Source organism: Agrobacterium sp. 20P9.1.2 (genome assembly GCF_057799395.1).
Genome location: NZ_JBYOKI010000001.1, coordinates 369315 through 394126, shown reverse-complemented (window position 1 = coordinate 394126; position 24812 = coordinate 369315). Strand labels below are relative to the sequence as shown.

The following is a 24812-nucleotide window of genomic DNA, read 5'->3' as shown; positions in this document are numbered from 1 at the left end:
GCTTGTCCATCGCTTCACGCAGATTTTTGCGCGTTGACGACGCCCGGAAGGCCTCCATCGCAATCTAAAGCTTGTATTGCCGCGATATTCACGCAATCCTTGGCATGGCGGTGCTTGACGCGAGATCAAACTCCGCCAAAAATGAGGCGAACATGAAATGCTCTTGGGAGGGGGCGCGGCATGTCACAACTCACCATCATTATTGCAGATGACCATCCCCTGTTCCGTGGCGCATTGCGCCAGGCGGTAACAGGGCTTGAGGGCGACAACAGCATTATCGAAGCGGGGGATTTCGAGGCGGCGAAGGCTGCGGCAGAGAACCAGCCGGATGCCGACCTGATGCTGCTAGACCTTGCCATGCCGGGTGTCAGCGGTTTTTCCGGGCTGATGGCCTTGCGGGCGGAATTTTCCAGCCTGCCCATCGTCATCGTCTCCGCCACCGACGATCCGGGCACCATGCGTCGCGCCATTGAACTCGGGGCCTCCGGCTTTATTTCCAAATCCTCCGGCATCGAAGATATGCGTGCTGGCATTCGTGCCGTGCTGGAGGGAGATGTCTGGATACCCGCATCCTGTCAGTCCGGGCAGGAGCATGATCCTGACATGGCCGATCTCATCAACCGGCTGCGGACCCTGACCCCGCAGCAAAGCCGGGTGCTGGGCATGCTGGGCGAAGGTCTGCTGAACAAGCAGATCGCCTATGAGCTCAGCGTTTCCGAAGCCACGATCAAGGCGCATGTGTCTGCCATATTGCTGAAACTGAAAGTCGATAGCCGCACCCAGGCGGTCATTCAACTTTCCAAGATCAATATGCCGACGCTTGTCGCTTAAGGATTTTATTCCTTTTTTACTTTACTCTTGGTTCCGGTTTGGCTAAATTTCTGATGATACAAAAGAGCCGCGTGACGACGCCGCTCCACCCGGGCCGTTAACCATGCTGTCACACGATAATATCTGGAGTGCGATCGATACGCTTGCCGACCGGAACCAGCTGACGCCCTCTGGACTGGCGCGCAAGGCGGGGCTGGACCCGACATCGTTCAACAAATCCAAGCGGGTTGGACCGGATGGGCGCCAGCGCTGGCCATCGACAGAATCCATATCAAAAGTTCTCGAAGCAACCGGCGCGACGATCGACCAGTTCTTCGGCTTTGCCATGGGACATGCGAACAAAAACGCCTTGCCCGACGGCAATTTTCCACCCCAGACGGGCGCCATTCCCCTGATCGGTTTTGCCCAGGCCGGTTCCGGCGGATTTTTCGATGATGGTGGTTTTCCGGCAGGTCAGGGCTGGGACGTGGTGGACTTTCCCGCCTCCCCCGCCAACAAGGCAGGTGCCTACGCACTGGAAGTGCAAGGCGACAGCATGATGCCGCTTTACCGTGATGGCGATGTGCTGATTGTGGAGCCCGGTGCGCAGGTTCGGCGCGGAGACCGCGTAGTGGTGAAAAGCCGCGATGGCGAGGTGATGGCCAAGGTTCTGGCCCGTCAGACGGCAAAGACCATCGAGCTATTTTCGCTTAACCCTGAACACCCCAATCGCAGTTTCGATCTGGCCGATGTGGAGTGGGTGGCCCGTATCATCTGGGCGAGCCAGTAGCAGCTCAAAACAACCCATAAGGGAAATAGCGGCGGTAGATTTCTTCCAGCCGCCCATTGCGCGATAGCGCTGCCAGCGCTTGATCGAAAGCAGGAACGAGCTTGTTTTCCGGATCGACAGTCATGATGGACAGGCCTTCTCCGAGAAAACGATCCGACATATAGGGGCCATCAAACAGGCTGCAGCAGCCATCCGATGCGGTGCCCGAAACCCAGAAGGGTAGCCGCAGCCCATCGGCAAAGATCGCATCGATCTTGCCTGTCTTGAGCGCTTCATACATTGGCTCATAACCGTCGAAGCCATTGACCAGCACCGTCGGGAAAAATGCCTTCAGCATCGCCTCGTGGCGCGAATTGGTGACAACGCCGACTTTTTTTCCCGCGAGTGCTGTGGCCGACTGGCCCTCTAGCTTTGCAGATTTATTGACTGCGAAGCGTGCTGGCAGAAGGATATAAGGCCTCGTAAAGCTAAAGCTTTTTCGCAAATCCCCACTGGAGGCGATGCCCGACATGACAGCCTCCCCTTCCCCCATTTCGACGGCAGCTTCCAGCTCATCGAAGGGGAGTGCCTGTACTTGGCATTTGCTCTCGATCTTCAGCTGCGCGCAAATCTCGCGGGCAAGATCGACATGGAAACCCACCAGCCGCCCATCCTGATCGGTAAAATTGAAAGGCGGAAAATCCACCGACATCAGAAAGCGCACGCGCGGCACGGTCGATAAGTCGGCACTGGGCAAGCGTTCCTGCGCATCGAACAGCACAGGTAAGCGTCCGCCGCTGGCCAGCTCCTCAGCACGTAGGGGGTGTGGCGTAAAAAAAATGCTCGCGCACAAGAAAGAGGTGAAAATACCCGTTAATTTAAAGGGTGCAACCTGGAAGCGCATGTATATGATCCGCCGCGGGGAATTGTTGGGGCACCACCGCTTAGGTGGATGGGTACGTGTATGTCGCGTTATGACGAGTATACACAAGAATCGCGAAATGCGATCCTTGTGCAGGGCGAAATTGTGTTTGACCCGCTTGAGGACGATCCGTTTTCGTTTCTCGATAGCGCGGTGGCAGAGACCGACGAAGCTGCCTTTCTCAAGACCCTTGGACTGGGGAAACCCTATATCGAGGAGTTTACGGCCCGCGCACTGCGAAACGGGTCGACATTCGAAGCAGAGCTTCTGGCGAGCAAGATAATAACGGAAACCGCCTATTTTGGCGCTTTCGCCCGCTTCTTGCGGCTGCCATTCGTTTCCGAGCTGGATGGAGGCATCGTTGTCGATACACCGTCGCTCGATGTTCAATTGCTGGAAACGCGGATGGTTCGCCTGTCTCCAAAAGACACCAAACCCTATATTGCCATCGTTCCTGATATTGGCAGCATCGAGCGGCTGAAACATGCTCTGGGTGTCACTCCCGGTATTGCTGCCGATCTCGTTGTCACCACGCCATCGGCACTTCGCGCTGCCGTGTGGCAGGCAGGCGCGGAAAGACGAACACGACAGACGGTAAACTCACTGTTCGATGCGACACCGCTTCATTCAGCGCGCATCACACTGCACGGAAAACAGGGATTTCTGCTGGGCGTCGGTGTGACATGTCTCTGTGGTTCATTCATCCTCTCACCCTCTTTGACATTCCAGCTTCTGCATATTTTCACCGCAGCACTTTATATGGCCGCCGTCCTGTTTCGGCTTGTGCCGCTGCGCACCAAACCGGACTGGCGGACCCTGAAACTGGTCGAGCAATCGAGCCAAGAGCAGCTGCCGGTCTATACGATTCTGGTCGCGCTTTACCGGGAAGAGACGGTTGTGGAGCAGCTTGTAACGGCGCTGGACCGGCTGGATTGGCCGAAATCCAGGCTGGACATCAAGCTGGTGTGCGAAGCGGACGATGGTTCCACCATAGCGGCGATCGAACAGCTTGACCCCGGTCCCCATATTGAAATCGTCCATGTGCCGCCGTCCTTGCCGCGCACGAAGCCAAAGGCTTTGACCTATGCGCTCGCCGGTGCGCGTGGAGAGTTCATAGCCGTATATGATGCCGAAGACAGGCCGCATCCGCGACAGTTGCGCGAGGCCTATGCCCGCTTCCGCGATGGTTCTGACAAGCTGGCTTGCTTGCAAGCACCGCTTATCATCAGCAATGCCCATGTCTCCTGGATTACCTCATCCTTCTCGCTTGAATATTCCGCCCTTTTCAGGCGCATGCTGCCCATGCTGGCGCGGATGAAGATGCCGCTGCCGCTGGGCGGAACATCCAACCACTTCCGCACATCGATCCTGCGCAGCGTCGGGGCGTGGGATCCCTACAATGTCACGGAGGATGCCGATCTCGGTATGCGTCTCTATCGGCTCGGCTATTATTCCGACGTCATCAGCTACCAGACGCTAGAGGACGCCCCCACCGATATTCCGGTCTGGCTGAACCAGCGTACCCGTTGGTTCAAGGGCTGGCTACAAAGCTGGCTGGTGATGATGCGCTCTCCGGTGCGCGTTGCGCGGGAGATGGGATGGAAAGCCTATTTGGTTTTCCATCTGCTGATCGGAGGCATGCTGCTATCATCGCTGACGCATCCGCTGTTCATTCTCTATTTACTCATAATGAGCCGAACGATGTTGATAGAAGGCATAGGCTCAATCCCCGCCTCGCAACTGGCGCTGTTTGCCGTGGACACGCTGAATATTGCAGCGAGCTACACCATCTTCTTGTTGATGGGCACCCGCGCCATGATCGAGCATGAACGCGGCCTCATCGGCAAAAAATGGCTGGCGACTCCTTTTTACTGGCTCATGCTATCGGTGGCGGCTTGGCGTGCCGTCTATGAGCTCAGATATAAGCCCTTTGTCTGGAACAAAACGCCACATAAACCTGCGGCAAAGAAAAACTAAAATGAATTCAAGTACAATTTAAGTTATATTTTGCACAATCGATTACGACGCAAACGGCCTCAACTCAGTAAGGAGACTTGCAAGCCGTGCGCGCGCCATGTGCTGCTTCGATGGTATTATCTGTCGCGTGATAAGACGTATATTTCTGCGCACACCAGCGAACATGCATGATTTCCTGCTCTGACAGCGAAAAACCAGCGCCACTCGCAGCTTCACCCTTGCTGCCGGTAAAGGCAACCGGTGGGTTACTATAGGTATTTTCCGTCTGCGCCTGCCCCTCAAATGCCGGAGCTATGACGCTCAAGGCATGCGCTGGAATGACAGTAATTGCCGAGAAACCAGCACAGATAGCAAAGGCAGAAATGATTTTTACCATCTTAGACATTGGTAATTCCTTTTCTTTATTCGGAAAACCAACGTAACTTGAGCGGCTTTTGTTCCAGAGCCAGAAAGATAAGCAAACAATGCTGCTGACGGCCTGCTCATGCGAATGGTCAGCGGAACAGCGTAACATGCTAATGCGGTGTGCAAATTTGCTGCTTGATGGGCTAACTGGAGAAAACTACAGCCCTCGTCGATGGGAAGGCACGACTCTCGGCGCAAGCAGTCTAGTCTTCCGGAATAAAACCACCCATCTGGCGGTTCCAGAGTTGTGCGAACAATCCGCCCTGCTCCACCAGCGCCTCCGGCCGTCCTTCTTCTATTATCTTGCCCCGATCCAACACCACGATCCGGTCCATTTTGGCAATGGTGGACAGACGGTGAGCGATGGCAATCACCGTCTTCCCCTCCATGACAAGATTAAGCTTGTCTTGAATGGCGGCCTCGGACTCGCTGTCCAAAGCCGATGTTGCCTCGTCTAAAACGAGAATAGGAGCATCTTTCAACAGCACACGGGCAATGGCGATCCGCTGGCGTTGGCCACCAGACAGCTTGATGCCGCGATCCCCGACAAATGCCTGATATGCCTTCCGTCCTTCATTATCCGTCAGGTCCGTGATGAACGCATCGGCCTTGGCCACAGTCGCAACGTGTTCTATCTCTTCCTGCGTTGCATCCGGACGTCCGTAACGGATGTTGTCGCCGACCGAACGATGGAGCAGAGCGACATCCTGCGCAATCACCCCGATGTTGCGGCGAAGGCTGACCTGCGTGACATCGCGAATATCCTGACCATCGATACGAATAACTCCGTCCTGAATGTCGTAAAAACGCAAAAGCAGGTTCACCAGCGTCGTCTTTCCCGCTCCCGATAAGCCGACAAGTCCAACTTTCTCGCCAGCGGAAACTGTCAGTGACAGATCATCGACCACCGGCCTGCCAGACTTGTAGGCAAAACGAACACCATCAAAGCTGATTTCCCCTTTCGACACCTGCAATTCGCTCGCATCCGCCTTATCGGTAATCGTCGGCGGTGTCGTCATAACAGGCATGGCATCCTTTATCGTGCCGATTGCCTGAAATATCTGCTGGCCCATTTGCAGGAAGGTGAAGGTATGACCCGATAGACGTTGCAGAATGTAGACCGCAGCGACGAACTCGCCGACGGAGATGTCACCCCTGATCAAACCGGAAAAGCCCAAAGACAGTATTGCCAGCCACAACGCCATGTTCAGCACGACAACCACCAGTTCGGACAGGCGGAACACACGTTGTTCTTGGTGCTGTATATGCACAGCCTTACTCAGGATACGACGTACCGCTCCCGCCTCGCTATCCTCGGCAGCAAATTGCTTGATCATCTGCATGTTGCTGTAAAGATCGGTAATCGCACCGGACACAAGGCTTTTCTGCTTAGCGGACTGCCTCGACCGTTCCGTAAAGACAGGTGCCATTTTAATGGCAAGGGCGACATTCAGCACGATCCAGATAAAGACGGGCAATGCCAATTGCCAGGACAGTGCCCCAAGCAAGACGAGTGACCCGACCATCTGCAGCACAAAACGCGGTCCGACCTGAAATGCGTTGATGATCTGCTGCTGCACCGCAGATGATACCTGCGAAAGGCGAGACGCGACCTGCCCGGCATAGAGCTCGTGAAAAAACGCAAGATCCTGCCGCTCGACCGCCTTATGCCCCTGCCACTGAATGGCCGCGGGCATCGCGATACCGAGCGTGTGAGAATTCAATGTATTGAGAAGAAATGATGCAATCGGCATGGCCGGAAAGATCAACAAGCCAAGAACAACGAGCAAAGCCCATTCGTTTTGCAGAAAAGCAGCCGCGCCCTGCGCCGTCACGCCATCGACAATGGCGGACAATCCCCAGATGATCGACAAATTAATGGCTTCCATGGCCATGGACGACAAAGCCAAAGCAATCAGGACACCGCGAAACATCGAAATAAAGTGCAGCAGAACTGCGACCGGGCCTTTGGATGGCAACGCGCGAAAGGGAATGTCCAGCGGCCGTATCAACGTCTCGAACGGACGAAATATCCTATCTAAAATAGACATGGGCCTCTCGAGTTGCGACTTGGCATCGACGGAAGGTAATCGGCTATCTAACGAATGGAAGCACGCGTTGCGCGTGAACTCAACCGTAATGTGTAATTTTGAAGTAAGAGGTGTAACGACTACCGTAATGCCGGCTCGTTCGTGGATGCAATATGATGGATATAACCAGCGGTCACACTGCCAGAGGTTTAATCGACCAATCACTATAGCTTTCATTGGCGTCCTCGTATCCAGGCCGTGATTATCGGAATCATGCTTCGACTGCGACTTGGTCGCAATTTTGTGCTTTTAGCGTATCTCATTGCTGTTAGATTCCCTCCAAAACGCTGTCGAAACTAGCGATTAGGTAACGACGTTGCGTCGCTGTGAGCGCCTCACCGGCCTGTGTTAAGTTGTGAAACTTTTGTGAATCCTTGCTTTTGCCACAATGATTGATTGCATTCCGTTCAGATTTTGACAGCTGATTGATATTTTACTCTATCCGATCACCGGGGTTCCCCATGACCGAGCAGCCATCGTCCGCCGATTTCATCCAGGCCAGCCGTGTTTTGAAGGTCAAGTCGCCACTCGGCGAAGACCAGTTGCTGCCCGAACGCATGGTCATCAATGAGGGCGTGTCGCAGCTCTTCGAAATCCAGCTGAATGTCCGCGCCAAAAAGGAAGCGGTGAAGCCGGAAGAGCTGATTGGCAGGTTGGTCGATGTCTCGATTGAAGTCAGTCAGGGCGAAGGCGAAGATGGCGGCGTGCGTCGTCCGTTCAACGGTCTGGTGACGGAACTGCATGAAGGCCCACCCATCACCCGTGGCCTGCGCTCATACTCGATGACCATCCGTCCGCAGCTGTGGCTGCTGTCCCGCCGTTCCGATTGCCGCATCTGGATGGACAAGACGAGCGTTGAGATTGCCGAAACACTGTTTTCCGAACACGGCATTCCAGCACCGGATACATCCGGCATCATCTCTCCGCCACCACCGCAGCACTACAGCGTTCAGTTCAACGAACGAGATTTGGACTATCTCCTGCGCCGTTTCGAGGAGGACGGTCTTTTCTACTGGTTTAGCCACGAAGACGGTTCTCACAAGCTACATGTGGCCGATAGCGCCAATGGCTGGCTCGGACCATCGCCATCAGCACAGGGCGAAGGCAAGGTGCGACTGGCGCAGGGCTCATCGGACCGCAACCACATCGACGACTGGGCGAGGCGCTTTTCCTATGTACCGGGCCAGCGCGCCGGTGCCGATTGGAATTTTGAGACCCCCGGCATGGTACCGGGCACGATGACACCATCGCTGGTGCAGATGCCGGATGCGACCAAGCGTGAGCTCTACGAATACCCGGCCCGCATCAAAACGGTGGAAGAGGCAGAGCGCGCGCAAAAGTTACGCACGCAATCCACCGAGGCCGACCACGACCGCGTCTTCGGTGCCTCCACCTCTCGCATTCTGGAAGCCGGTCGCCGCTTTACGCCTTACGAGGTCGCGCATCCCGAACATGAATACGAAGAGCATGTGATCATCAGAGCCAGCCACACAATCGTGGACCGTTCCTACGAGACCAACAGCAACGAGCCAGAATACCGCAACGCCTTCGAGGCAATCCCCGCCCGCGTACCGCTCACCCCGCACCGCACGACCAAGCGCCCGAAGATCGAGGGCACGCAGGTTGCGATTGTTGCAGGCCCCGAAGGTGAAGAAATCCACCCGGATCAATATGGCCGCATCAAGCTGTGGTTCCCGTGGGACCGCAAGGCGAAGAAAGATGGCACAGATACCTGCTGGGTGCGAGTGAGTCAGGCATGGGGTGGAGGTACATGGGGTGCACAAGTCATTCCGCGTATCGGCATGGAGGTGATGGTTGCGTTCGTCGATGGCGATCCCGACAAGCCGCTCGTCATCGGGGTCGTCAACAATCCGTCCAACTCCGTTCCCTACGACCTGCCCGCCAACAAGACGCGTATGGTGTTGCGCTCCAACACGCACAAAGGCCAAGGCTTCAATGAAATCACCTTCGAGGACGAGGCAGGCAAGGAAAACCAGTTCTTCCACGCCCAGAAGGACCAGACGACGCGCGTTCTTAATGACCGCACCAAGCGTATCGACCGCCATGAGGTCGCGTCCGTTGGTGGCAACCGCGCGGTGGAAGTGTCTGGCAATCAGAAGCATGAGATCGGCGGATCGGTGAACACCGTTGTTGGCGGCACCGGTCCAATGGCGATGATGGCCATGGCGGGGGTGCAAGCACTCTCGGGTCAGACGGCAGGACTGCTCAGCCAAGCCGCCCAGATTGCGGGCGGTGGTGGTCCCGGTGTCGCAGCCTTCGCAACCACGCTCGCCTCATCGGCACTTGGCTTTCTCGGTGCTGGCGGCATGTCGTCGCGCGAGGGTGTCGTATCAGGCCCCAGCCCAAGGGCGGATGCAGGGACCGCGCTTGCGGGATCAGGCACGGGTGTTGGAACCGACGCTTCCGGCCTCTTTCCACTTTCCGGCATCATGAACACGATCATCGGGTCGTTCCAATCGACGTCTGTCGGGGTCGCACAAACTGAGCAGATCGGCGTGAGCAAGGTTTCTAATGTTGGACAAACATCGCTTGAGAACATTGGAAAATTCAAAAAAACGATAGTTGGAGAAGAGTTCGTCATCGAATGCGGTGCATCGAAATTTATCATGCGCAAAGATGGCACGGTCATCATCCTTGGGACGAATTTCAACTTCACTGCTTCAGGTCCCACGCAGATCAATGGCGTCGTGGTTGATCTGAACAAGCCGGGCGGCGGTTTCTCCAAGGCCGGTCCTACGTCAGCGGATTCAGCGGCGAAGGGTTGACATGCCATGTCAGTGGACAATCGTACACCGTTCCCTGCACTTGCGTTCCGGCAATACAATATGGTCGGCGACCTCATGGGTGTCGTCGTCGCGAGGGGCACATTCAAACTCACCAACGGCGGCCCTCTGCAACTTGCAGACAAGCAACAACCTCTTGTCATGTCCGATGTTTACGATGGCGATCCGCACCAGACGCCGCAGATGGCCTGCACAGATCTAGCGCCATTCAAACCCGGCACAGACGTCACCTTCATAGGTGCTACTTTTCCCCCGAACGGCGAGCCCTCACCATCATGGACCTGCGGCCTGCGGGTTGGCCCTGTCGAAAAACGTCTACGCGTTCACGGTCCCCGCCTTTGGCGTGCAAAAATACGTAAAACTTGGCGGGGGCTGATAGATCGCCAACAAGAAGATGCTTTAGACGGTTGGGAGCTGACCGTAGGCGAACCAGTGTCTTATGTGCCGCTAGACTGGCGGCTGGCGTTTGGCGGTCGTTTGGGGGATGAAGCCATAGAGGCAAATCCTGTCGGTATTGGCCTAGTGGACGAGGCCCGTTTCAGGGAGCAACCTGAGTGGCCTGCACCGCAAATCGAGTATGAAGCCGATCTAATCGGTGCCGTTACTGACAGACCGAAACCGGCAGGCCTTGCTCCGATTTCTCCGTTTTGGAAAGATCGGGCTGACTTCGCTGGAACTTACGATGATGAATGGCTACAGAACCGCCATCCCCTTTTACCATCAGATTTTGATTATTCCTTCTGGCAGGCTGCTCCAAGAGATCAGATCGTTGACCCATCGTTGGCTGGCGACGAGCCATTCGAACTCCAAAGACTCTTGCCCCAGTTTGAGGCTCTCACCGGAACACTACCTCGCCTCGGTCTCCGTGTAGAACTCGATCAAGGCAGAGGTTTACAGTCTGCACCGTTGGTTCTGGACGGTGTCCATTTCGATATGCGCCCGGGCGTTGGACGCGTTTTTTTGACGTGGCGGATTGGGTTTCCTTGGCCTGATAGGCTTGGCCTACCAATACTCTCATTTGCAAAAAATGATACGGAGATTCGGGCATGAGCGACGGCTCCACTGTTCTCGAACCCATCAACGTATACAGTTACGACCCAACCACGAACGCTGCATTGGCTCAAAAACTAAATCTGCCAAACAGCACTCTGTTCTATAAGCCGAATCTGGAGGAAGGCTACGTCGAGTATAAGGATTATCCTGACGGCGACGACAAAAAAGCCTACTTCGATGAACGTAAGAAGGGTGACGAATATCATCCGCCGCCAACTGCGGCAAATCCAAATCCGCCAGAATTCGTACCGGATGACGCATCTGCATTGGCAGTGTGCCTGTCGCCCGACGTGTGTCGATCTCCTGAGAAGCCGATCCCCTATATGTGTTGGGGCAAAGGCGATGATAAAAATAATTATTCACCGAACGTTCGTTCAAACGGACTGGTCATAAAGCGCGGGAACTCTCAGTTTCATTGTTCCTATGGCGACGAGCCTGGAGTGGGGTTGGGTGTAAAGTCAGGTACAGTTGGTGAAGTTGTTGATCCAGTCACATCATCAACGATTGTACGAGCCAACGGCATTCCAGTTCAAAGGCACACAGATCGTTGCACCCTAAATAACGGCAATTGTCCCGGCGAATACGTCAATGTGAAATCAACCGATACAGCGCCAGCCCCCGACGCGACTGATGAAGAAGATAAAGCTTGGTACGAAAAGGCGTGGGACTGGACCGAAGATAAACTGTCTGAGGCTGGACAGGCGATCAACGAATTCGACCAAAACAATGGAATGGTCGTCACCCGAACTGTCGGTGGCCTACAAGCAGTCGGGGGGGCAGCTGAGGCTGTAGCTGGAGCGGCTCTTGCTGGCGTGGGTGGTGCTGCGACAGGCACAGGAGTGGGTGCGGCTCCCGGCGTACCTGCGATGATCGGTGGCGGCTTGCTCGTAGCGAATGGGTACGATAACTTCCAAGCGGGACTACGTCAGGCTTGGACTGGGGAGTCGACACCGACAATAATCGCAGGCGGGTCCGGCGACCTAGCAAGATTTGCAGGAGCATCGGAACAAACTGCGCAGCAAGTCGAAAATACCGTAGGAATGATTCAGGGTGTCGCAGGAGGCACCGGAGCCGCTGCAGCAGGTATGCGAGTTGCAGGAAGAACTGCTGGAGCGGTCGAAACTGGCGTGCAAGGCGCTAGAAGTACTCGACGCGTTAGCCTTCGAAGACAGTATCTCGGAAATACGCCGTCCAAAACATCGCGTACCGGCAAAGAAGTCCGTGAAAGAATGCGCGAGGAGGGATTGGTACGTACGAACCGTAGAGGGCAGGACGAGTTTTTTGACCAAGAAAACAACGTCTGGAGACCGGTCGATTCACCTCAAACACATATGGGGCATTACCCTGTTGACGCCGTTGATTATTGGAACAGTACGGGACGATTCCAAGGTGCGCGGTCACAAGAAGTGCGAGATTGGATGTTAAGCTCTGATAACTATAGGTTTGAATGGGGTCCATCAAATTCGAGCCGGGGAGGGCAAACGCCCTCTCGATACCTCCCGCCTGCAAATTGAGGAAACAATGGATAGAAAGCCTGAGATAGAAAAAGATGTAAAAGCTCAGATTGATCAGCTGTTGGAGTTGTCAGCTGAGAAATTCAAAGCGGGTGATCTCGAGGGGTCGGTTGAAGTAGGGTTGCAAGCTTGGGAATTGATACCGCAACCCAAAGAAAAGTGGGATTATTATCCTCAAAGCTTGTCTGCAGGTTTTGTGCAAGACTATGTCGATCTGGGAGATAAGGACAATGCTTCGAAATGGATCGATATCATGGCCAAAATGTATGATGATCTAAATCATGAAGATCACCTTGTCTTGATGACAGAAGGCGAAGCCATGTATAAACTTGGAGATAAAAAGAGAGCCTTTTACGTGTTTTCGAGGATATATGAAATTTACGGCAAGCAGGGCTTTGCTGGAGAGCAGAAACAGTATTTAGATTTTTATTTAAAAGAAAAGGGAAGCAGTGAGTAATACTCAAAACGAAATCCCAGATGAAATTTACCAAGAAGTCGTTCGTCTCTCAGCAATTGGTGACGAGCATATCGAACTTGACTCTCCAACGAAAGCGATAAGCGCGTGGCAATGTGCGCTTTATCTTTTACCAAATCCGAAACGAGTATGGGATGCTTCAGTATGGCTAAACGCGTCAATTGGAGACGCATTTCTTCAGTTAGAAAACTTCGATAGCTCGCTGTCGTACTTCAGGGAAGCCGAAGCGAGCGCTGATGGCTTCTCAAATGCGTTTGTTCAGTTAGGAATCGGAGTTTCCTTATATGAGTTGGGAAATACAAACGAGGCCAAAGAACATCTATTGCGCTCATATATGTTGGAGGGTGAGCAAATATTTAGCGCGTCAGACACGAAATATCTCGCATTTTTACAAAATGAAAAACTGATTTAATCCGCTATGAATGGTTTGGTAGTGAGTGGAATTACGAGCTTTGAAAACGCCCTCAGATTATTAAGTGCAAATTCGTCGCGAGCTGATTTTTAGGCCCCACAAGCGAAGTCGACGTAGTCAAATCGTCCGAGTTGATTGGCTTAACTTTCCCTCCGAGTTATGAAGCCTTCCTCAAAAGACTCGGAGTGGGCGCCTTTGGCGATGCTGAAATTTACGGCATAATCGCAAATAAGGTGCCTGGAATGTCCGTACCCAGTGTAACTTGGCGAACGTTAGACGAGCGAAAAACTACGGGCCTGCCTCAGCATCTTATACCAATCATGAGTAGTGGTTACTGCTCTCTATTTTGGCTAGATGCGTCAAACAGATCAGTCGACGGAGAATTTGCAGTCGTTTTATGGTCACCCTCAAGCGGCGATGGTAATTTACCCGAACTGATTGCTGATAGCTTCGGTAAATTTTACTTGGAAGAAATTAAAGCCCGTGTCTAGCCGAAACTGATGTCGGCGACGATTAAGCCAATCTTTGTTCGATACCTACGTAACGCGAGGATACCCAAGCGCGGCAAAACCATCGTTATGAACAGTCGCGGTGAGTCATGGACACAGGAAGGTCTAGCCTCATCATTCCATACAGCCAAGAAGCTGGCGGGACTAAGCGAGCGCAATCTGCATTTCCATGACTTCCGTGGAACCGCAGCCACGAAGTTCTACACTGTCGGACTACCCGAACGGGTCATTGCTGAGATCAAGGGATGGTCCGAGGATGAGGTACTAAACATCATTCGGAGGTAAGTCGGCAGGGATACAGCAACGCGGGCGATCATCCGGCAAATCAATGCCGGTGTAAAACTTGCTGTGAAACCGGCCCAAAATCCGCAAACCGAACCGGCTGTAAGTGATTGAAAAGGTTGATGGAGCGAGTGAAGGGAATCGAACCCTCGTATTCAGCTTGGGAAGCTGCTGCTCTACCATTGAGCTACACCCGCGCAGATCCCAAGGTCTGATAGTTCCAGTGGGCTGTCAAGACTCGGCCGGGTTACTCGGCGCGAAAGTGTTTGGAGAGTTTGAGGCCCTGGGCCTGATAGTTGGAGCCTAGGCCCGCGCCGTAGAGGCCTTCGGGTTTGGTCAGCATATGTTCGTAGACCAAACGGCCAACGATTTGGCCGTGTTCCAGGATGAAGGGAACTTCGTGGCTTCGAACTTCGAGGACGGCGCGGCTGCCGGTGCCGCCGGCGCTGGCGTGGCCGAAGCCGGGGTCGAAGAAGCCGGCGTAGTGGACACGGAATTCGCCGACCAGCGGGTCGAAGGGGGTCATTTCGGCTGCGTAAAGCGGAGGAACGTGGACGGCTTCCTGCGATACGAGGATATAGAATTCATCAGGATCGAGGATGAGTTCTGCGCGACCGCGAGCGTGGATCGGCTCCCAGAAATCCAGCACGTCGTGGGCTGCTTTCTGGTCCACATCAACAACGGCGGTGTGATGTTTGCCGCGATAACCGATCAGGCCATGTTCACCGAAGCCCTGCAGATCGATGGAAAGGGCGATGCCGCCGCCGGAAACGTTAGGAGTATCGCTGGCGACCAGCGTGTCGGCTTCATGCAGGCTCAACAATTCCGCCTCATTGAGCACGGAATGGCCGATGCGGAAACGGATTTGCGACAGGCGTGAGCCCTGACGCACGACGATGGGGAAGGTGCGCGGGCTGATTTCGAGATAGAGCGGGCCGTTATAACCAGCCGGGATCTTGTCGAATTCCTGCGCGTAATCGGTGATGACGCGGGTGAAGATATCCAGACGGCCCGTGGAGCTTTTCGGGTTGGCAGAGGCCGACATAGCTGCTGGGAGCGCGAGGCTCTCCATCAGGGGCACGATGTAGACGCAGCCGGTTTCCAGCACCGCGCCTTCGCTGAGATCGATCTCGTGCAGGCTGAGGCGGGTCAGCTTTTCGATGACCTTGGTGGAGGGACCGGGCATGAAGCTGGCGCGGACGCGATAGGCTTTCGCACCCAGACGCAGATCGAGGCTGGCAGGCTGAACCTGGTCGGCATCCAGCGCCCGTTCGCTCTTCAGCTGGCCAGAGCCGAACAGTTCCCGGATCGCGCCATCCGCCAATATGCCCGTCGTTCTCGTCATGGTTTCATCATCCCTTTTCACGGCGACAAAACCAAAAGGAAAGCATTGACGCAAGTCGTTAACGGAGTTAAGGCAATCTTATCCCGTGGTGATTTGGCCGGTCGGCTTGCAGCCACGTTAAATAAGTGGCTAAAAAGACCGGGTGCTTGTAACCGGTCTGCTTTTGCGGCCGGTTTTTTTGTTTGTAAGGTGATGACATGAGCAAGAAATGGCGCCCGGCAACACAGCTGGTACACGGCGGCACACTGCGTTCTCCATATGGCGAGACATCCGAGGCGATCTACCTGACACAGGGCTTCGTCTATGACAGTTCGGAGGCCGCAGAGGCCCGCTTCAAGGGCGAGACGGATGGCTTCATCTATGCCCGTTACGCAAGCCCCACCAACGACATGTTCGAAAAGCGCATGTGCCTGCTGGAAGGCGCCGAAGACGCCCGCGCCACGGCATCCGGCATGGCTGCCGTCAGCGCCGCCATTCTGTGCCAGCTCAAGGCTGGCGATCACATCGTTGCTGCGCGCGCGCTGTTCGGTTCCTGCCGCTGGGTTGTCGAGACGCTGGCACCGAAATACGGCATCGAATGCACGCTGATCGACGGTCGTGATCTGGCCAATTGGGAAAAGGCGATCCAGCCGAACACCAAGCTCTTCTTCCTGGAAAGCCCCACCAACCCGACCTTGGAAGTGGTTGATATCGCAGGCGTTGCAAAACTGGCCAACCAGATCGGCGCGAAAGTGGTTGTCGACAACGTGTTCGCCACGCCACTTTTCCAGAAGCCTCTGGAACTGGGCGCTCATATCGTCGTCTACTCGGCCACCAAACACATCGATGGTCAGGGCCGCTGCCTTGGCGGCGTCGTGCTTTCCGACAAGAAGTGGATTGAGGAAGAGCTTCAGGATTATTTCCGCCATACCGGCCCGGCCATGTCTCCCTTCAACGCCTGGACCCTGCTGAAGGGCATCGAGACCCTGCCGCTTCGCGTGCGTCAGCAGACGGCCAATGCAGTTAAGATTGCTGATTTCCTTGCGGATCAGGGTAAGATTGCCAAGGTGATCTACCCCGGACGCGCCGACCATCCGCAGGCCGATATCATTGCCAAGCAGATGACCGGCGGCTCGACGCTGGTCTGCTTCGAACTGAAGGGCGGCAAGGAAGCGGCGTTCCAGTTGCAGAACGCGCTTGATGTCGTCAAGATTTCCAACAATCTCGGCGATGCCAAGAGCCTGATTACGCATCCCGGCACGACCACGCACAAAAACCTGACGGATGAAGCCCGTGCGGAGCTCGGCATTTCCGGCGGCACGTTGCGTCTCTCCTGCGGCATCGAAGATACCGACGACCTGCTGGAAGACTTCGCAGCAGCCCTCGCCAAGGTTTCCGCCTGATATGAAAAAGCGGTCCGGAGATTTACCGGGCCGCCCCTTCCCTGTCAGTCACAACTGCGGGATCGTGAAACGCATTTTGCAGAGAAATGTTTAATTGATCTGCGATAGACCTATATCCAAGAGACGGGTGGCAACGGCGCTAACACGCTGTAATCACCAGCATTTACCATTAATCTTATCCCTGATCGACGAAATGCGCGACTGTTCTGTGAAGTACAGCTAATATGGCTTTACACTTTCTTGACGATGGCATGCGCCTGTAGTCTAGAATGATTGAACAGCAATTACTTAGGGCCCTGTGAATGTATCGTGCACTGACAAGAGATATCGAGGTCACAGTCGACCCCTATTATCTTGAAGAGCAGTCCGACCCGGACGACAATCGCTATGTCTGGGGCTACACAGTCGTGATTTCCAACAATTCGGATCTGGCGGTGACGCTGGTCAATCGCTACTGGCACATTACCGATGAAAACGGGCAGGTGGACGAAGTCTCCGGACCCGGCGTGATTGGCGAGCAGCCACACCTCAAGCCCGGTGACACCTATGAGTATTCCTCCGGCTGCCCGCTGGACACGCCATCCGGCATGATGTTCGGCCATTACGAGATGCAGGCGGATACCGGCGAAGTCTTCATCGTCGCGATACCGGCATTTTCTCTGGACAGCCCTGGTTTGACGCGGGTTTTGAATTAAAAAAGGCGGCAGCTGATCACGCCTTTTTCATTAATTGACCGTAGACAATTCCTCGACGGGGTAATGATAGGTCGTCGAGCAGAATTCGCAGGTCACGGAGATGACGCCGTCTTCCTGGCTGTCGTGAATTTCCTCTGCGGAAAAGCCTGACAGTACGCCCTTGATCTTCTCTCGAGAGCAATTGCAGCGATCCACGATCAGTTGCGGTTCATAGACGCGGACGCCCTGTTCGTGAAACAGGCGGAAAAGCAGCTTTTCAGAGGGCACCTGCGGGTCCGTCAGCTCGTCCATATCGACGGTGTCGATCAGGGCAACCGCTTCCGTCCATGCATCGTCTTCCGAATACTCCGCCGCACCTTCGTCGCCATCGCCGCCGTGCAAATCACGCTGGCGTAGGCGTTCCGGCGCTTGCGGCAGGAACTGGGCGATGATGCCGCCCGCGCGCCAGTTGTGGCGTGGCTTGCCATCGGCATCACGGTCGAAGAGTTCGGCAACGCCGAGGCGCACGCGGGTGGGCAACTGCTCTGACTGGCGGAAATAAACGCCCGCAATGTCTTCCAGCGAAGAACCATCCAGCGGCACGATGCCCTGATAGGGCTGCATGCCCACGCCCTGATCGATGGTGAAGGCGAGGATGCCGTTGCCGAGCAGTTGCTCGGGCGAGGTCTCACCCGCAGCCATGGCTTCCGCCAGCCGCTCCTCATCGAAGCGGGCATAGGCGCGCATGTTTTCCGGCGCGGAAAAATCCGCGACCAGCAAATCCACAGGGCCATCGCCCTTGGTCTGGAGTGTCAGCTTGCCGGAGAATTTCAGCGACGTGCCGATAAGCGCTGTCAGCACCACGGCCTCTGCCAGAAGACAGGCGACGACCGGTGGGTACTCATGCCGTTCCAGAATGGTGTTCAGCAGCGGGCCGACCTGCACGGCGCGACCGCGCACATCCAGCCCGTCCACCTGAAAGGGAACGACCTTGTCATCGCCAGCAAATGTGAGTTCGTCCAGCTGTACCGTTGCGTCTGCCATATCCTAACTCCTTGACGCCTTGCCCGCGCTACACGCGGGGTGATCGAGACCGAGAAGGTACCGACCGGCAGGCATTATGTTCGTACTGCACAGATAGACCGGGGACGATGAAAACGGAACCACTCCGCCGCCTTAACTTTCGTTAAAACGGCAGATTGTCCGAAAACAGCTTTGTGCTTCCTGCCCCGCTTTCTTTCAGAAAGCAAAGCAGTGCTGGGCCATCATGCGGCGAACAATTGATGAAAAGCCGCCGTTTTCAGCAAACGGCGGCATTGAACTGGGCTAGAAATAGGAAGCCACGCCTGAAATTCAAGCGCTCAGGCGCGGTCCCGTCAGATGACGCCCATGCACCAGGCGATGATGGCCTTTTGCGCATGCAGGCGGTTTTCCGCCTCATCGAAGACGACCGACTGCGGCCCATCGATGACCTCGTCCGTAACCTCTTCGCCGCGGTGGGCGGGCAGGCAGTGCATGAAGAGCGCGTCCTTATTGGCCTTGCCCATCAGGGCCGCATTGACCTGATAGGGCTGGAAGATGTTGTGGCCGCGTGCCTTGTGTTCCTGGTTCATGGAGACCCAGGTATCGGTGACGATGCAATCGGCGCCATCGACCGCGCGTTCCGCATCATGGCACAGCATGATCTCGCCGCCATTGTTGCGCGCCCAGTTGAGGAAGCGGTCATGCGGCTCCGAGCCCATAGGAACAGCCATGTTCATCTTGTAACCGAAGCGGGCGGACCCTTCGACCAGCGAATGCAGCACGTTGTTGCCATCACCTGTCCAGGCAATCGTCTTGCCCTTGACCGGACCGCGATGCTCTTCGAAAGTCAGGATATCGGCCATAATCTGGCAGGGGTGCGTGTCATCCGTCAGGCCATTGATAACCGGGACCGTTGCGTGTTCGGCAAGCTCCAGCAGGCGGGAATGATCCGTGGTGCGGATCATGATCGCATCCACATAACGCGACAGAACCTTGGCCGTATCGCCAATGGTCTCAGCGCGGCCTAGCTGCATTTCAGTGCCTGACAGAAACAGCGTTTCGCCGCCGAGCTGGCGCATGCCGACATCGAAGGAAACGCGGGTACGGGTGGAGGGCTTTTCGAAGATCATCGCCAGCATCTTGCCGGCCAGCGGCTTTTCCGCCGTGCCATTCTTGGTGGCGATCTTGCGGGCGCGTGCGTCGTCCATGATGACCCGTAGGTCTTCCGAACCGACGGCCGAAAGGTCTAGAAAATGTTTTGCTGATGCCATTTTATGCTGTCCCATCGATGCAGGCCGCGTCGTTATCGACGCTGGCCTGAACATGCGCCCCTCAGGCGCTCTTCGCCAATTTCGTGGTGAGTGCTTCCGCCGCCTTTTCCAGACGTGCCAGGCCTTCGCGCGCTTCCTCTGCCGTCACCACCAGTGGCGGCAGCAGACGAATGACGTTATCGCCAGCGGGAACGCCGAGAAGATGCTCGGCGCGAATGGCATGCAGCAGGTCGGCAGACGGCACCTTGGCCTTGACGCCCAGCAACAGGCCCTCTCCACGAATTTCATCGATCACGTCGGGGAAACGATCCTTCAGCGACGCCAGCCCCTGACGGAACACCAGCGCGACATCACGCACATGCTGGAGGAAGCCATCGGCCAGAACTATGTCCAGCACCGCATTGCCGCAAGCCATAGCCAGCGGGTTGCCGCCATAGGTCGTGCCGTGAACGCCAGCCGTCATGCCGGATGCTGCTTCTGCCGTTGCAAGGCATGCGCCGAAAGGGAAGCCGCCACCGATACCCTTGGCCACGGCCATGATATCCGGAGCAACGCCCGACCATTCATAGGCAAAGAACTTGCCAGTACGGCCAACGCCAGTCTGGACCTCATCGAAAATCAGCAGCAGGCCATGCTCTTCGCACAGCGCGCGCAGCGTGCGCAGGAAATCCGGATCGACAACGCGAATACCGCCTTCGCCCTGAATGGGCTCGATCAGCAGCGCTGCGGTTTCCGGCACAATGGCCGCCTTCAGCGCTTCAAGATCGCCAAACGGCACTTGATCGAAACCTTCGACCTTGGGGCCGAAGCCTTCAATATATTTCGGCTGGCCGCCCGCGGCGATGGTTGCCAGGGTACGACCGTGGAACGCACCTTCAAAGGTGATGATGCGGAATTTTTCCGGATTGCCATGCGTATAATGGTACCGGCGCGCGGTCTTGATGGCGCATTCCAGCGCTTCCGCACCCGAATTGGTGAAGAAGACCTTACCCGCAAAAGTTGCATCCGTCAGACGTGTGGCCAGCGTTTCCTGTCCCGGAACCTCATAGAGGTTAGATAGGTGCCAGACCTTTTCTGCCTGCGACTTAAGAGCATCCACCATGTGCGGATGGCTGTGGCCGACCGAAGTGACGGCCACGCCCGCACCGAAATCCAGATATCGCTCGCCGCTCTCGGTGACGAGCCAAACGCCCTCTCCTCGCTCGAAGCGCAACGGGGCTCTGGAAAACGTATCGAACAATGATCCGCTTTGGGGCGCGGCGTCGGCCATGGCTGCATCACTCCCTGCGCAAAGGCGCTGTCAATAGGGCTTACCGGTTGCTCCGTGCCTGAAAATCAAAAATGCCGCCTCGCGGCGGCTTCGGGTATTTCCTGTCGTGCGAGCGCACTATTGTCACTTCATTCTGGGATGTCAACAAATGTCCGCATTGTCAGGCATTCTCAAGCCTTGGTAGAGCGGTTTTACTGACCTACAAAGTGTTGCTTTTCTGACTCACGAACGCAGCAAGTTGGGGAAAACCGGAAAATCGATTCCAGATGATTCTCCCGACTCTTGTCACGGAGTCGGCCTACGATTAGGTTAACTCTCAATTACTAGACTGCAAGCGGCGGACCTAGTCACCTACAATCTGGCGGATATTCTGCGCGTGGTTCGCTCCACGGCATCGTAGAAGGATTCTGCCTGCGCGACCAGCGGAGAAGCAGTATGAACTGGACGGATGAACGAGTCGAGAAACTCAAAAGACTGTGGTCCGAAGGGCTGAGCGCCAGCCAGATCGCAGCCCAGCTCGGCGGCGTCAGCCGTAACGCCGTCATCGGCAAGGTCCACCGTTTGAACCTGCCAGGCCGTGCAAAGGCCGGTGGCACGGTTGCAACCTCACGCCCCGCCGCCAAGCGCCCTGCAGCCCCTACGGCACCCCGCGCAACCAACTTTCCAGCCCGCCCGGCAACAGCACGCCCGGCGCCCCGCACGGTTGGCGCCACCGCGCTGAAGGACGATCTGGACATCGATACGGCACAGGTTCTGGAATATGTTCCCGTCAACAATGCCTCGTTGCCAACATCTCTGCGCCTGACGCTGACGGAACTGACCGAGCGCACCTGCAAGTGGCCAGTCGGTGACCCGCTGAAGGACGACTTCCATTTCTGCGGCTGCGAAGCTTCCGAGTCCTCGCCTTACTGCAAGTTCCACGCGAAGATGGCTTACCAGCCAGTAAGCGAACGCCGTCGCGCTTAAGGGCAGCAGACATATTGCAAGAGATAAAAAAGCGGGTCCATTGGCCCGCTTTTTTCATGCCTACGATCAAAAGAGGAAGTCAGAGCCAACGATCGATGGGATCGACAAACGTCAACTAAGGCGCCGACACCTGCCCATCGCTTTGATAGGCCGAAATTTCACGCCAGTTGCGCACGCGGCCAAAAGCGATGAAGCTTGCTCTATCTTTCTCGGGATATTGGGCGTGGCTTTTATAGCCTTATAGCGCCATATGCTCTTACAAACTGCTGAGCTATGCCTGCTTGCAATGACACAAGACTTCCATGAAACGGAAGTCTTGTGACCGGATTTCACCTATGTGGGAAAAGCAGTTCTGCAGAACGTTCAGGACGGCTCCGCGGGCGCACTGGATGCGCAGAGATGCCGGGCACCTCTGATTGGCGGCGTAACCGCCAATGTTTCCGCAAGCACGAATGACAACAGGTCCATCCCGCCAGACCGCAGCCCTTCATTCGAATGGCTGCTGGATCATGGCAGATAGCTTTAACCCTGGCGGGCCTTGCGGTTGGCGTAGCGACGGTCGCGCTCGGCCTTGCGGGCGGCCTCATCTTCGATGACGCGGGCGACGCGGTTTTTATCGGCCAGCTTGCGGGCGTCTTCTTCGGCAGTCGCAGCGGCTTCAAGCTCGGCTTCATGCGCCAGCCGTTCCGCTTCGAGGCGGCTCTGCTCTTCGCGCTTCTGCTGCTCGCGCTCGGCACGACGCGCTTCGCGGGCTTCCGCCACGGCGATGCGTTCTGCCTGCTTGGCTTCCCGGTTGGGTTCGGCGGCTTCCTTGGCGGCCTTATAGGCCTGCAGAAGGGCAGCCTTGGCCTCAGCAGCGGCGCTGCGGCGGTCAGTCAGTTCACTGTTTTTAACGTTTTTGTTGTTTCTCAAGTCTCTATTCCAGTTGAGGTGCCGTACCCATCAGGGTCAGGATTTCTTAGCACGCTTTGCGGGTGTCTTGGCAGGTGCCAGGCTGTCTTGCAGTTCCTTGGCAAGGCGCGCTTCACGCAGGCGCTGCGTCTTTTCATCACGCGCCTGGGCAATCGAATTGAGTTCGTCAACCGCATGGCCGCGTGCAAAGAACTGCGACTGCGTTTCACCGAATGCGATTTCCGCCTGCTGGCGAGATTTGCTGTGTGTTTCAGACATGGAATTTCCTTCCTGTCGCATCAGCCGAAATCGGGATCGATTTCCAAAAACGCCGCTGCGGGGTGGATAGAGTGGCCCGGAGCGTTTGCGCCCATGGGCGCCTTGTCCGAAGCCTGTACCGCCGGGCGGCACAAAAAAAGGCCAGGCAACGTGCCTGACCTCGCTTGGTCTCATGCTTTCGACAGTGCCAGTACATCCGTGGTCAAAGGAAAGCGGAGTCCGTATTAAGCAGCCTGGAGATTGCAGGCCGACATTTTGCCCGACTTGTTGTCGCGCTCAAGGTCGTAGCTCAGCTTCTGGCCTTCAACGATTTCGCGCATACCTGCACGCTCTACAGCGGAGATGTGTACGAATGCGTCTGTGCCGCCGTTGTCTGGCTGAATGAAGCCGAAGCCCTTGGTGGAGTTAAACCATTTTACTGTGCCTGTGGTCATAATGAACCCTTTCAAAGCATAAGTTATAGATCACAGAACTGACGCCCTGTGTGCGAGTATAGCGATTTTTTTGAAGGAAAGGGTTAGTTCAAAACGCGGTGCTAATCGCGCGGCAACCAAAGCTCAGCAAGCAAAATATCGATAAACCAGTGATAGAGGGTTATGACCGGATAGTCAAACTTTAAATTTCAGATCATTGAAATGAGCGTTTATCTTGCAACGCAGCAGCCTCTTCAGAAATATAATAATCCGTGCTGGATTTTCAATTTTGAAAATTTACCTGCCCTTTGTTTTTACTCAGGAAAACTGCGCGGCAAGCGGATATCCCCGCCTCCCCTTTCCATCCGCAACTTCTGGCGCAAACCAGTTCAAAGGGGTCAAAAATATATCTTCGTGACCGGCTGGAGATGGCTCCCCTTCTCGTACACATTCCTGCCTAAGCTGCGCAAAAATACAAAACGCGCGCCGTTGACCCGGTGAGGCAACAGCGCGCATTGTGCGAAAGATCAGTGATGGAGCCGCCCGTCAGGCTTCCATAGAATAGCCAGCGCCGCGAACGGTGCGGATCACATCCTGCATGTTGGAGAAGTTCAGAGCCTTGCGCAGACGACCGACATGAACATCGACCGTGCGTTCGTCCACATAGATATCGTGACCCCAGACGCCGTCGAGAAGTTGCGAGCGGGAGAAGACGCGGCCGGGAGAGACCATCAGGAACTCCAGCAGGCGGAATTCGGTTGGTCCGAGGCGCACTTCGCGGGTCTTGCGGTGAACACGATGCGTTTCGCGATCCAGCTCGATGTCACCGCATTTCAGGACAGACGACAGAACTTCCGGGCGGGCGCGACGCAGCATGGCTTTGACGCGCGCCATCAGTTCCGGCGTGGAGAAGGGCTTGACCACATAGTCGTCTGCGCCCGTGGCCAGTCCGCGCACGCGCTCGCTTTCCTCACCGCGTGCCGTCAACATGATGATCGGCAGGCGTTCGGTCTCGGGGCGCATTCTCAGGCGACGGCACAATTCGATGCCGGAAACGCCCGGCAGCATCCAGTCCAGGATCAGCAGATCCGGCGTCCGCTCCTGCAGGCGGATTTCCGCCTCGTCGCCACGGGGAATGGTGTCGACATCGTAACCTTCGGATTCCAGATTGTAACGAAGAAGAACACTCAAAGCCTCTTCATCTTCGACAACTGCGATTTTCGGCACCATAGGCTTGGGACTCCGCCAGTCTTACCAGAGCGCCATGCGTTCATTT

At 55.8% G+C, this 24812-nt stretch carries 24 protein-coding genes, 1 tRNA gene, 1 pseudogene and 1 riboswitch; of the genes and pseudogenes, 14 read left to right on the top strand and 12 right to left on the bottom strand.

The window, feature by feature from the left end:
- Positions 1 to 180: 180 nt before the first annotated feature.
- Positions 181 to 831, top strand: a complete 651-nt coding sequence (locus AC27VJ_RS01945) for a response regulator (protein ID WP_353576880.1) — start codon at positions 181 to 183, stop codon at positions 829 to 831.
- Positions 832 to 934: 103 nt separating this feature from the next.
- Positions 935 to 1600 carry a S24 family peptidase gene (locus AC27VJ_RS01940; protein ID WP_113088805.1) on the top strand — a complete coding sequence of 222 codons (666 nt, stop codon included), beginning with the start codon at positions 935 to 937 and terminating at the stop codon, positions 1598 to 1600.
- 4 nt (positions 1601 to 1604) lie between these two features.
- On the opposite strand, the gene AC27VJ_RS01935 is transcribed toward AC27VJ_RS01940, so the two are convergent.
- Positions 1605 to 2483 carry a transporter substrate-binding domain-containing protein gene (locus tag AC27VJ_RS01935; protein WP_488682609.1) on the bottom strand — a complete coding sequence of 293 codons (879 nt, stop codon included), beginning with the start codon at positions 2481 to 2483 and terminating at the stop codon, positions 1605 to 1607.
- A gap of 108 nt (positions 2484 to 2591) precedes the next feature.
- On the opposite strand from AC27VJ_RS01935, the gene AC27VJ_RS01930 reads away from it, so the two are divergent.
- Entirely contained in the window at positions 2592 to 4478 is a 1887-nt protein-coding gene (locus AC27VJ_RS01930; RefSeq protein ID WP_488682608.1) for a glycosyltransferase family 2 protein, read from the top strand.
- A gap of 64 nt (positions 4479 to 4542) precedes the next feature.
- On the opposite strand, the gene AC27VJ_RS01925 is transcribed toward AC27VJ_RS01930, so the two are convergent.
- A complete protein-coding gene (locus AC27VJ_RS01925) occupies positions 4543 to 4992 on the bottom strand; it encodes a BA14K family protein (protein ID WP_488682607.1) in 450 nt (149 codons plus the stop codon).
- A 94-nt stretch (positions 4993 to 5086) separates the two neighbouring features.
- Positions 5087 to 6934: an ABC transporter ATP-binding protein gene (locus tag AC27VJ_RS01920; RefSeq protein ID WP_488683160.1), complete on the bottom strand. Its 1848-nt coding sequence runs from the start codon at positions 6932 to 6934 to the stop codon at positions 5087 to 5089.
- 500 nt (positions 6935 to 7434) lie between these two features.
- On the opposite strand from AC27VJ_RS01920, the gene tssI reads away from it, so the two are divergent.
- From tssI to AC27VJ_RS01885, 7 genes and pseudogenes are all read left to right on the top strand, one after another.
- Positions 7435 to 9759, top strand: a complete 2325-nt coding sequence (tssI, locus tag AC27VJ_RS01915) for a type VI secretion system tip protein TssI/VgrG (protein ID WP_488682606.1) — start codon at positions 7435 to 7437, stop codon at positions 9757 to 9759.
- Positions 9760 to 9765: 6 nt separating this feature from the next.
- A complete protein-coding gene (locus tag AC27VJ_RS01910; RefSeq protein ID WP_488682605.1) occupies positions 9766 to 10827 on the top strand; it encodes a DUF2169 family type VI secretion system accessory protein in 1062 nt (353 codons plus the stop codon).
- Positions 10824 to 12344, top strand: coding sequence for a PAAR-like domain-containing protein (locus AC27VJ_RS01905; RefSeq protein WP_488682604.1), 1521 nt, complete (start codon positions 10824 to 10826; stop codon positions 12342 to 12344). The genes AC27VJ_RS01910 and AC27VJ_RS01905 overlap by 4 nt, the downstream gene beginning before the upstream one ends.
- 7 nt (positions 12345 to 12351) lie before the next feature.
- On the top strand, positions 12352 to 12801 hold the full coding sequence (locus AC27VJ_RS01900) for a hypothetical protein (protein ID WP_488682603.1): 450 nt from the start codon (positions 12352 to 12354) through the stop codon (positions 12799 to 12801).
- The gene (locus AC27VJ_RS01895) at positions 12794 to 13231 is read left to right on the top strand and encodes a tetratricopeptide repeat protein (protein ID WP_488682602.1); all 438 of its coding nucleotides are present in this window, start codon (positions 12794 to 12796) and stop codon (positions 13229 to 13231) included. The genes AC27VJ_RS01900 and AC27VJ_RS01895 overlap by 8 nt, the downstream gene beginning before the upstream one ends.
- Positions 13232 to 13338: 107 nt before the next feature.
- Positions 13339 to 13722, top strand: a pseudogene (locus tag AC27VJ_RS01890) (SMI1/KNR4 family protein); the annotation flags it as partial.
- 9 nt (positions 13723 to 13731) lie between these two features.
- Positions 13732 to 14025 carry a tyrosine-type recombinase/integrase gene (locus AC27VJ_RS01885; protein WP_488682601.1) on the top strand — a complete coding sequence of 98 codons (294 nt, stop codon included), beginning with the start codon at positions 13732 to 13734 and terminating at the stop codon, positions 14023 to 14025.
- Positions 14026 to 14145: 120 nt separating this feature from the next.
- On the opposite strand, the gene AC27VJ_RS01880 is transcribed toward AC27VJ_RS01885, so the two are convergent.
- Both AC27VJ_RS01880 and AC27VJ_RS01875 read right to left on the bottom strand, forming a co-directional pair.
- A tRNA-Gly gene (locus AC27VJ_RS01880) sits at positions 14146 to 14219 on the bottom strand.
- A gap of 50 nt (positions 14220 to 14269) precedes the next feature.
- The gene (locus tag AC27VJ_RS01875) at positions 14270 to 15367 is read right to left on the bottom strand and encodes a 2'-deoxycytidine 5'-triphosphate deaminase (RefSeq protein WP_488682600.1); all 1098 of its coding nucleotides are present in this window, start codon (positions 15365 to 15367) and stop codon (positions 14270 to 14272) included.
- 75 nt (positions 15368 to 15442) lie between these two features.
- Positions 15443 to 15521, top strand: a riboswitch (SAM riboswitch).
- Between the two features lie 43 nt (positions 15522 to 15564).
- Here AC27VJ_RS01875 and AC27VJ_RS01870 point away from each other — a divergent pair.
- Both AC27VJ_RS01870 and apaG read left to right on the top strand, forming a co-directional pair.
- Positions 15565 to 16749, top strand: coding sequence for an O-succinylhomoserine sulfhydrylase (locus AC27VJ_RS01870; protein ID WP_488682599.1), 1185 nt, complete (start codon positions 15565 to 15567; stop codon positions 16747 to 16749).
- Positions 16750 to 17051: 302 nt separating this feature from the next.
- Positions 17052 to 17444 (top strand): Co2+/Mg2+ efflux protein ApaG, encoded by a 393-nt coding sequence (apaG, locus tag AC27VJ_RS01865; protein WP_488682598.1) that lies wholly within the window; start codon positions 17052 to 17054, stop codon positions 17442 to 17444.
- A gap of 30 nt (positions 17445 to 17474) precedes the next feature.
- Here apaG and AC27VJ_RS01860 read toward each other — a convergent pair whose 3' ends face one another.
- The 3 genes from AC27VJ_RS01860 to AC27VJ_RS01850 form a co-directional block, all read right to left on the bottom strand.
- Entirely contained in the window at positions 17475 to 18467 is a 993-nt protein-coding gene (locus AC27VJ_RS01860; protein ID WP_488682597.1) for an Hsp33 family molecular chaperone, read from the bottom strand.
- A gap of 332 nt (positions 18468 to 18799) precedes the next feature.
- A complete protein-coding gene (gene argF, locus AC27VJ_RS01855) occupies positions 18800 to 19717 on the bottom strand; it encodes an ornithine carbamoyltransferase (RefSeq protein ID WP_488682596.1) in 918 nt (305 codons plus the stop codon).
- Positions 19718 to 19778: 61 nt separating this feature from the next.
- Positions 19779 to 20987 (bottom strand): aspartate aminotransferase family protein, encoded by a 1209-nt coding sequence (locus AC27VJ_RS01850; protein ID WP_488682595.1) that lies wholly within the window; start codon positions 20985 to 20987, stop codon positions 19779 to 19781.
- A gap of 435 nt (positions 20988 to 21422) precedes the next feature.
- On the opposite strand from AC27VJ_RS01850, the gene AC27VJ_RS01845 reads away from it, so the two are divergent.
- The gene (locus AC27VJ_RS01845) at positions 21423 to 21953 is read left to right on the top strand and encodes a GcrA family cell cycle regulator (protein WP_353576871.1); all 531 of its coding nucleotides are present in this window, start codon (positions 21423 to 21425) and stop codon (positions 21951 to 21953) included.
- 522 nt (positions 21954 to 22475) lie between these two features.
- On the opposite strand, the gene AC27VJ_RS01840 is transcribed toward AC27VJ_RS01845, so the two are convergent.
- From AC27VJ_RS01840 to AC27VJ_RS01830, 3 genes are all read right to left on the bottom strand, one after another.
- A complete protein-coding gene (locus AC27VJ_RS01840; RefSeq protein WP_113088792.1) occupies positions 22476 to 22865 on the bottom strand; it encodes a DUF6481 family protein in 390 nt (129 codons plus the stop codon).
- Between the two features lie 36 nt (positions 22866 to 22901).
- Positions 22902 to 23123, bottom strand: a complete 222-nt coding sequence (locus tag AC27VJ_RS01835; RefSeq protein ID WP_113088791.1) for a hypothetical protein — start codon at positions 23121 to 23123, stop codon at positions 22902 to 22904.
- A gap of 224 nt (positions 23124 to 23347) precedes the next feature.
- Positions 23348 to 23557 (bottom strand): cold-shock protein, encoded by a 210-nt coding sequence (locus AC27VJ_RS01830; protein WP_045229895.1) that lies wholly within the window; start codon positions 23555 to 23557, stop codon positions 23348 to 23350.
- Between the two features lie 201 nt (positions 23558 to 23758).
- Here AC27VJ_RS01830 and AC27VJ_RS01825 point away from each other — a divergent pair, with 201 nt between their 5' ends.
- Positions 23759 to 24037: a hypothetical protein gene (locus AC27VJ_RS01825; protein ID WP_488682594.1), complete on the top strand. Its 279-nt coding sequence runs from the start codon at positions 23759 to 23761 to the stop codon at positions 24035 to 24037.
- Positions 24038 to 24082: 45 nt separating this feature from the next.
- On the opposite strand, the gene phoB is transcribed toward AC27VJ_RS01825, so the two are convergent.
- Positions 24083 to 24766 (bottom strand): phosphate regulon transcriptional regulator PhoB, encoded by a 684-nt coding sequence (phoB, locus tag AC27VJ_RS01820; protein WP_045229896.1) that lies wholly within the window; start codon positions 24764 to 24766, stop codon positions 24083 to 24085.
- Positions 24767 to 24812 lie beyond the last annotated feature (46 nt).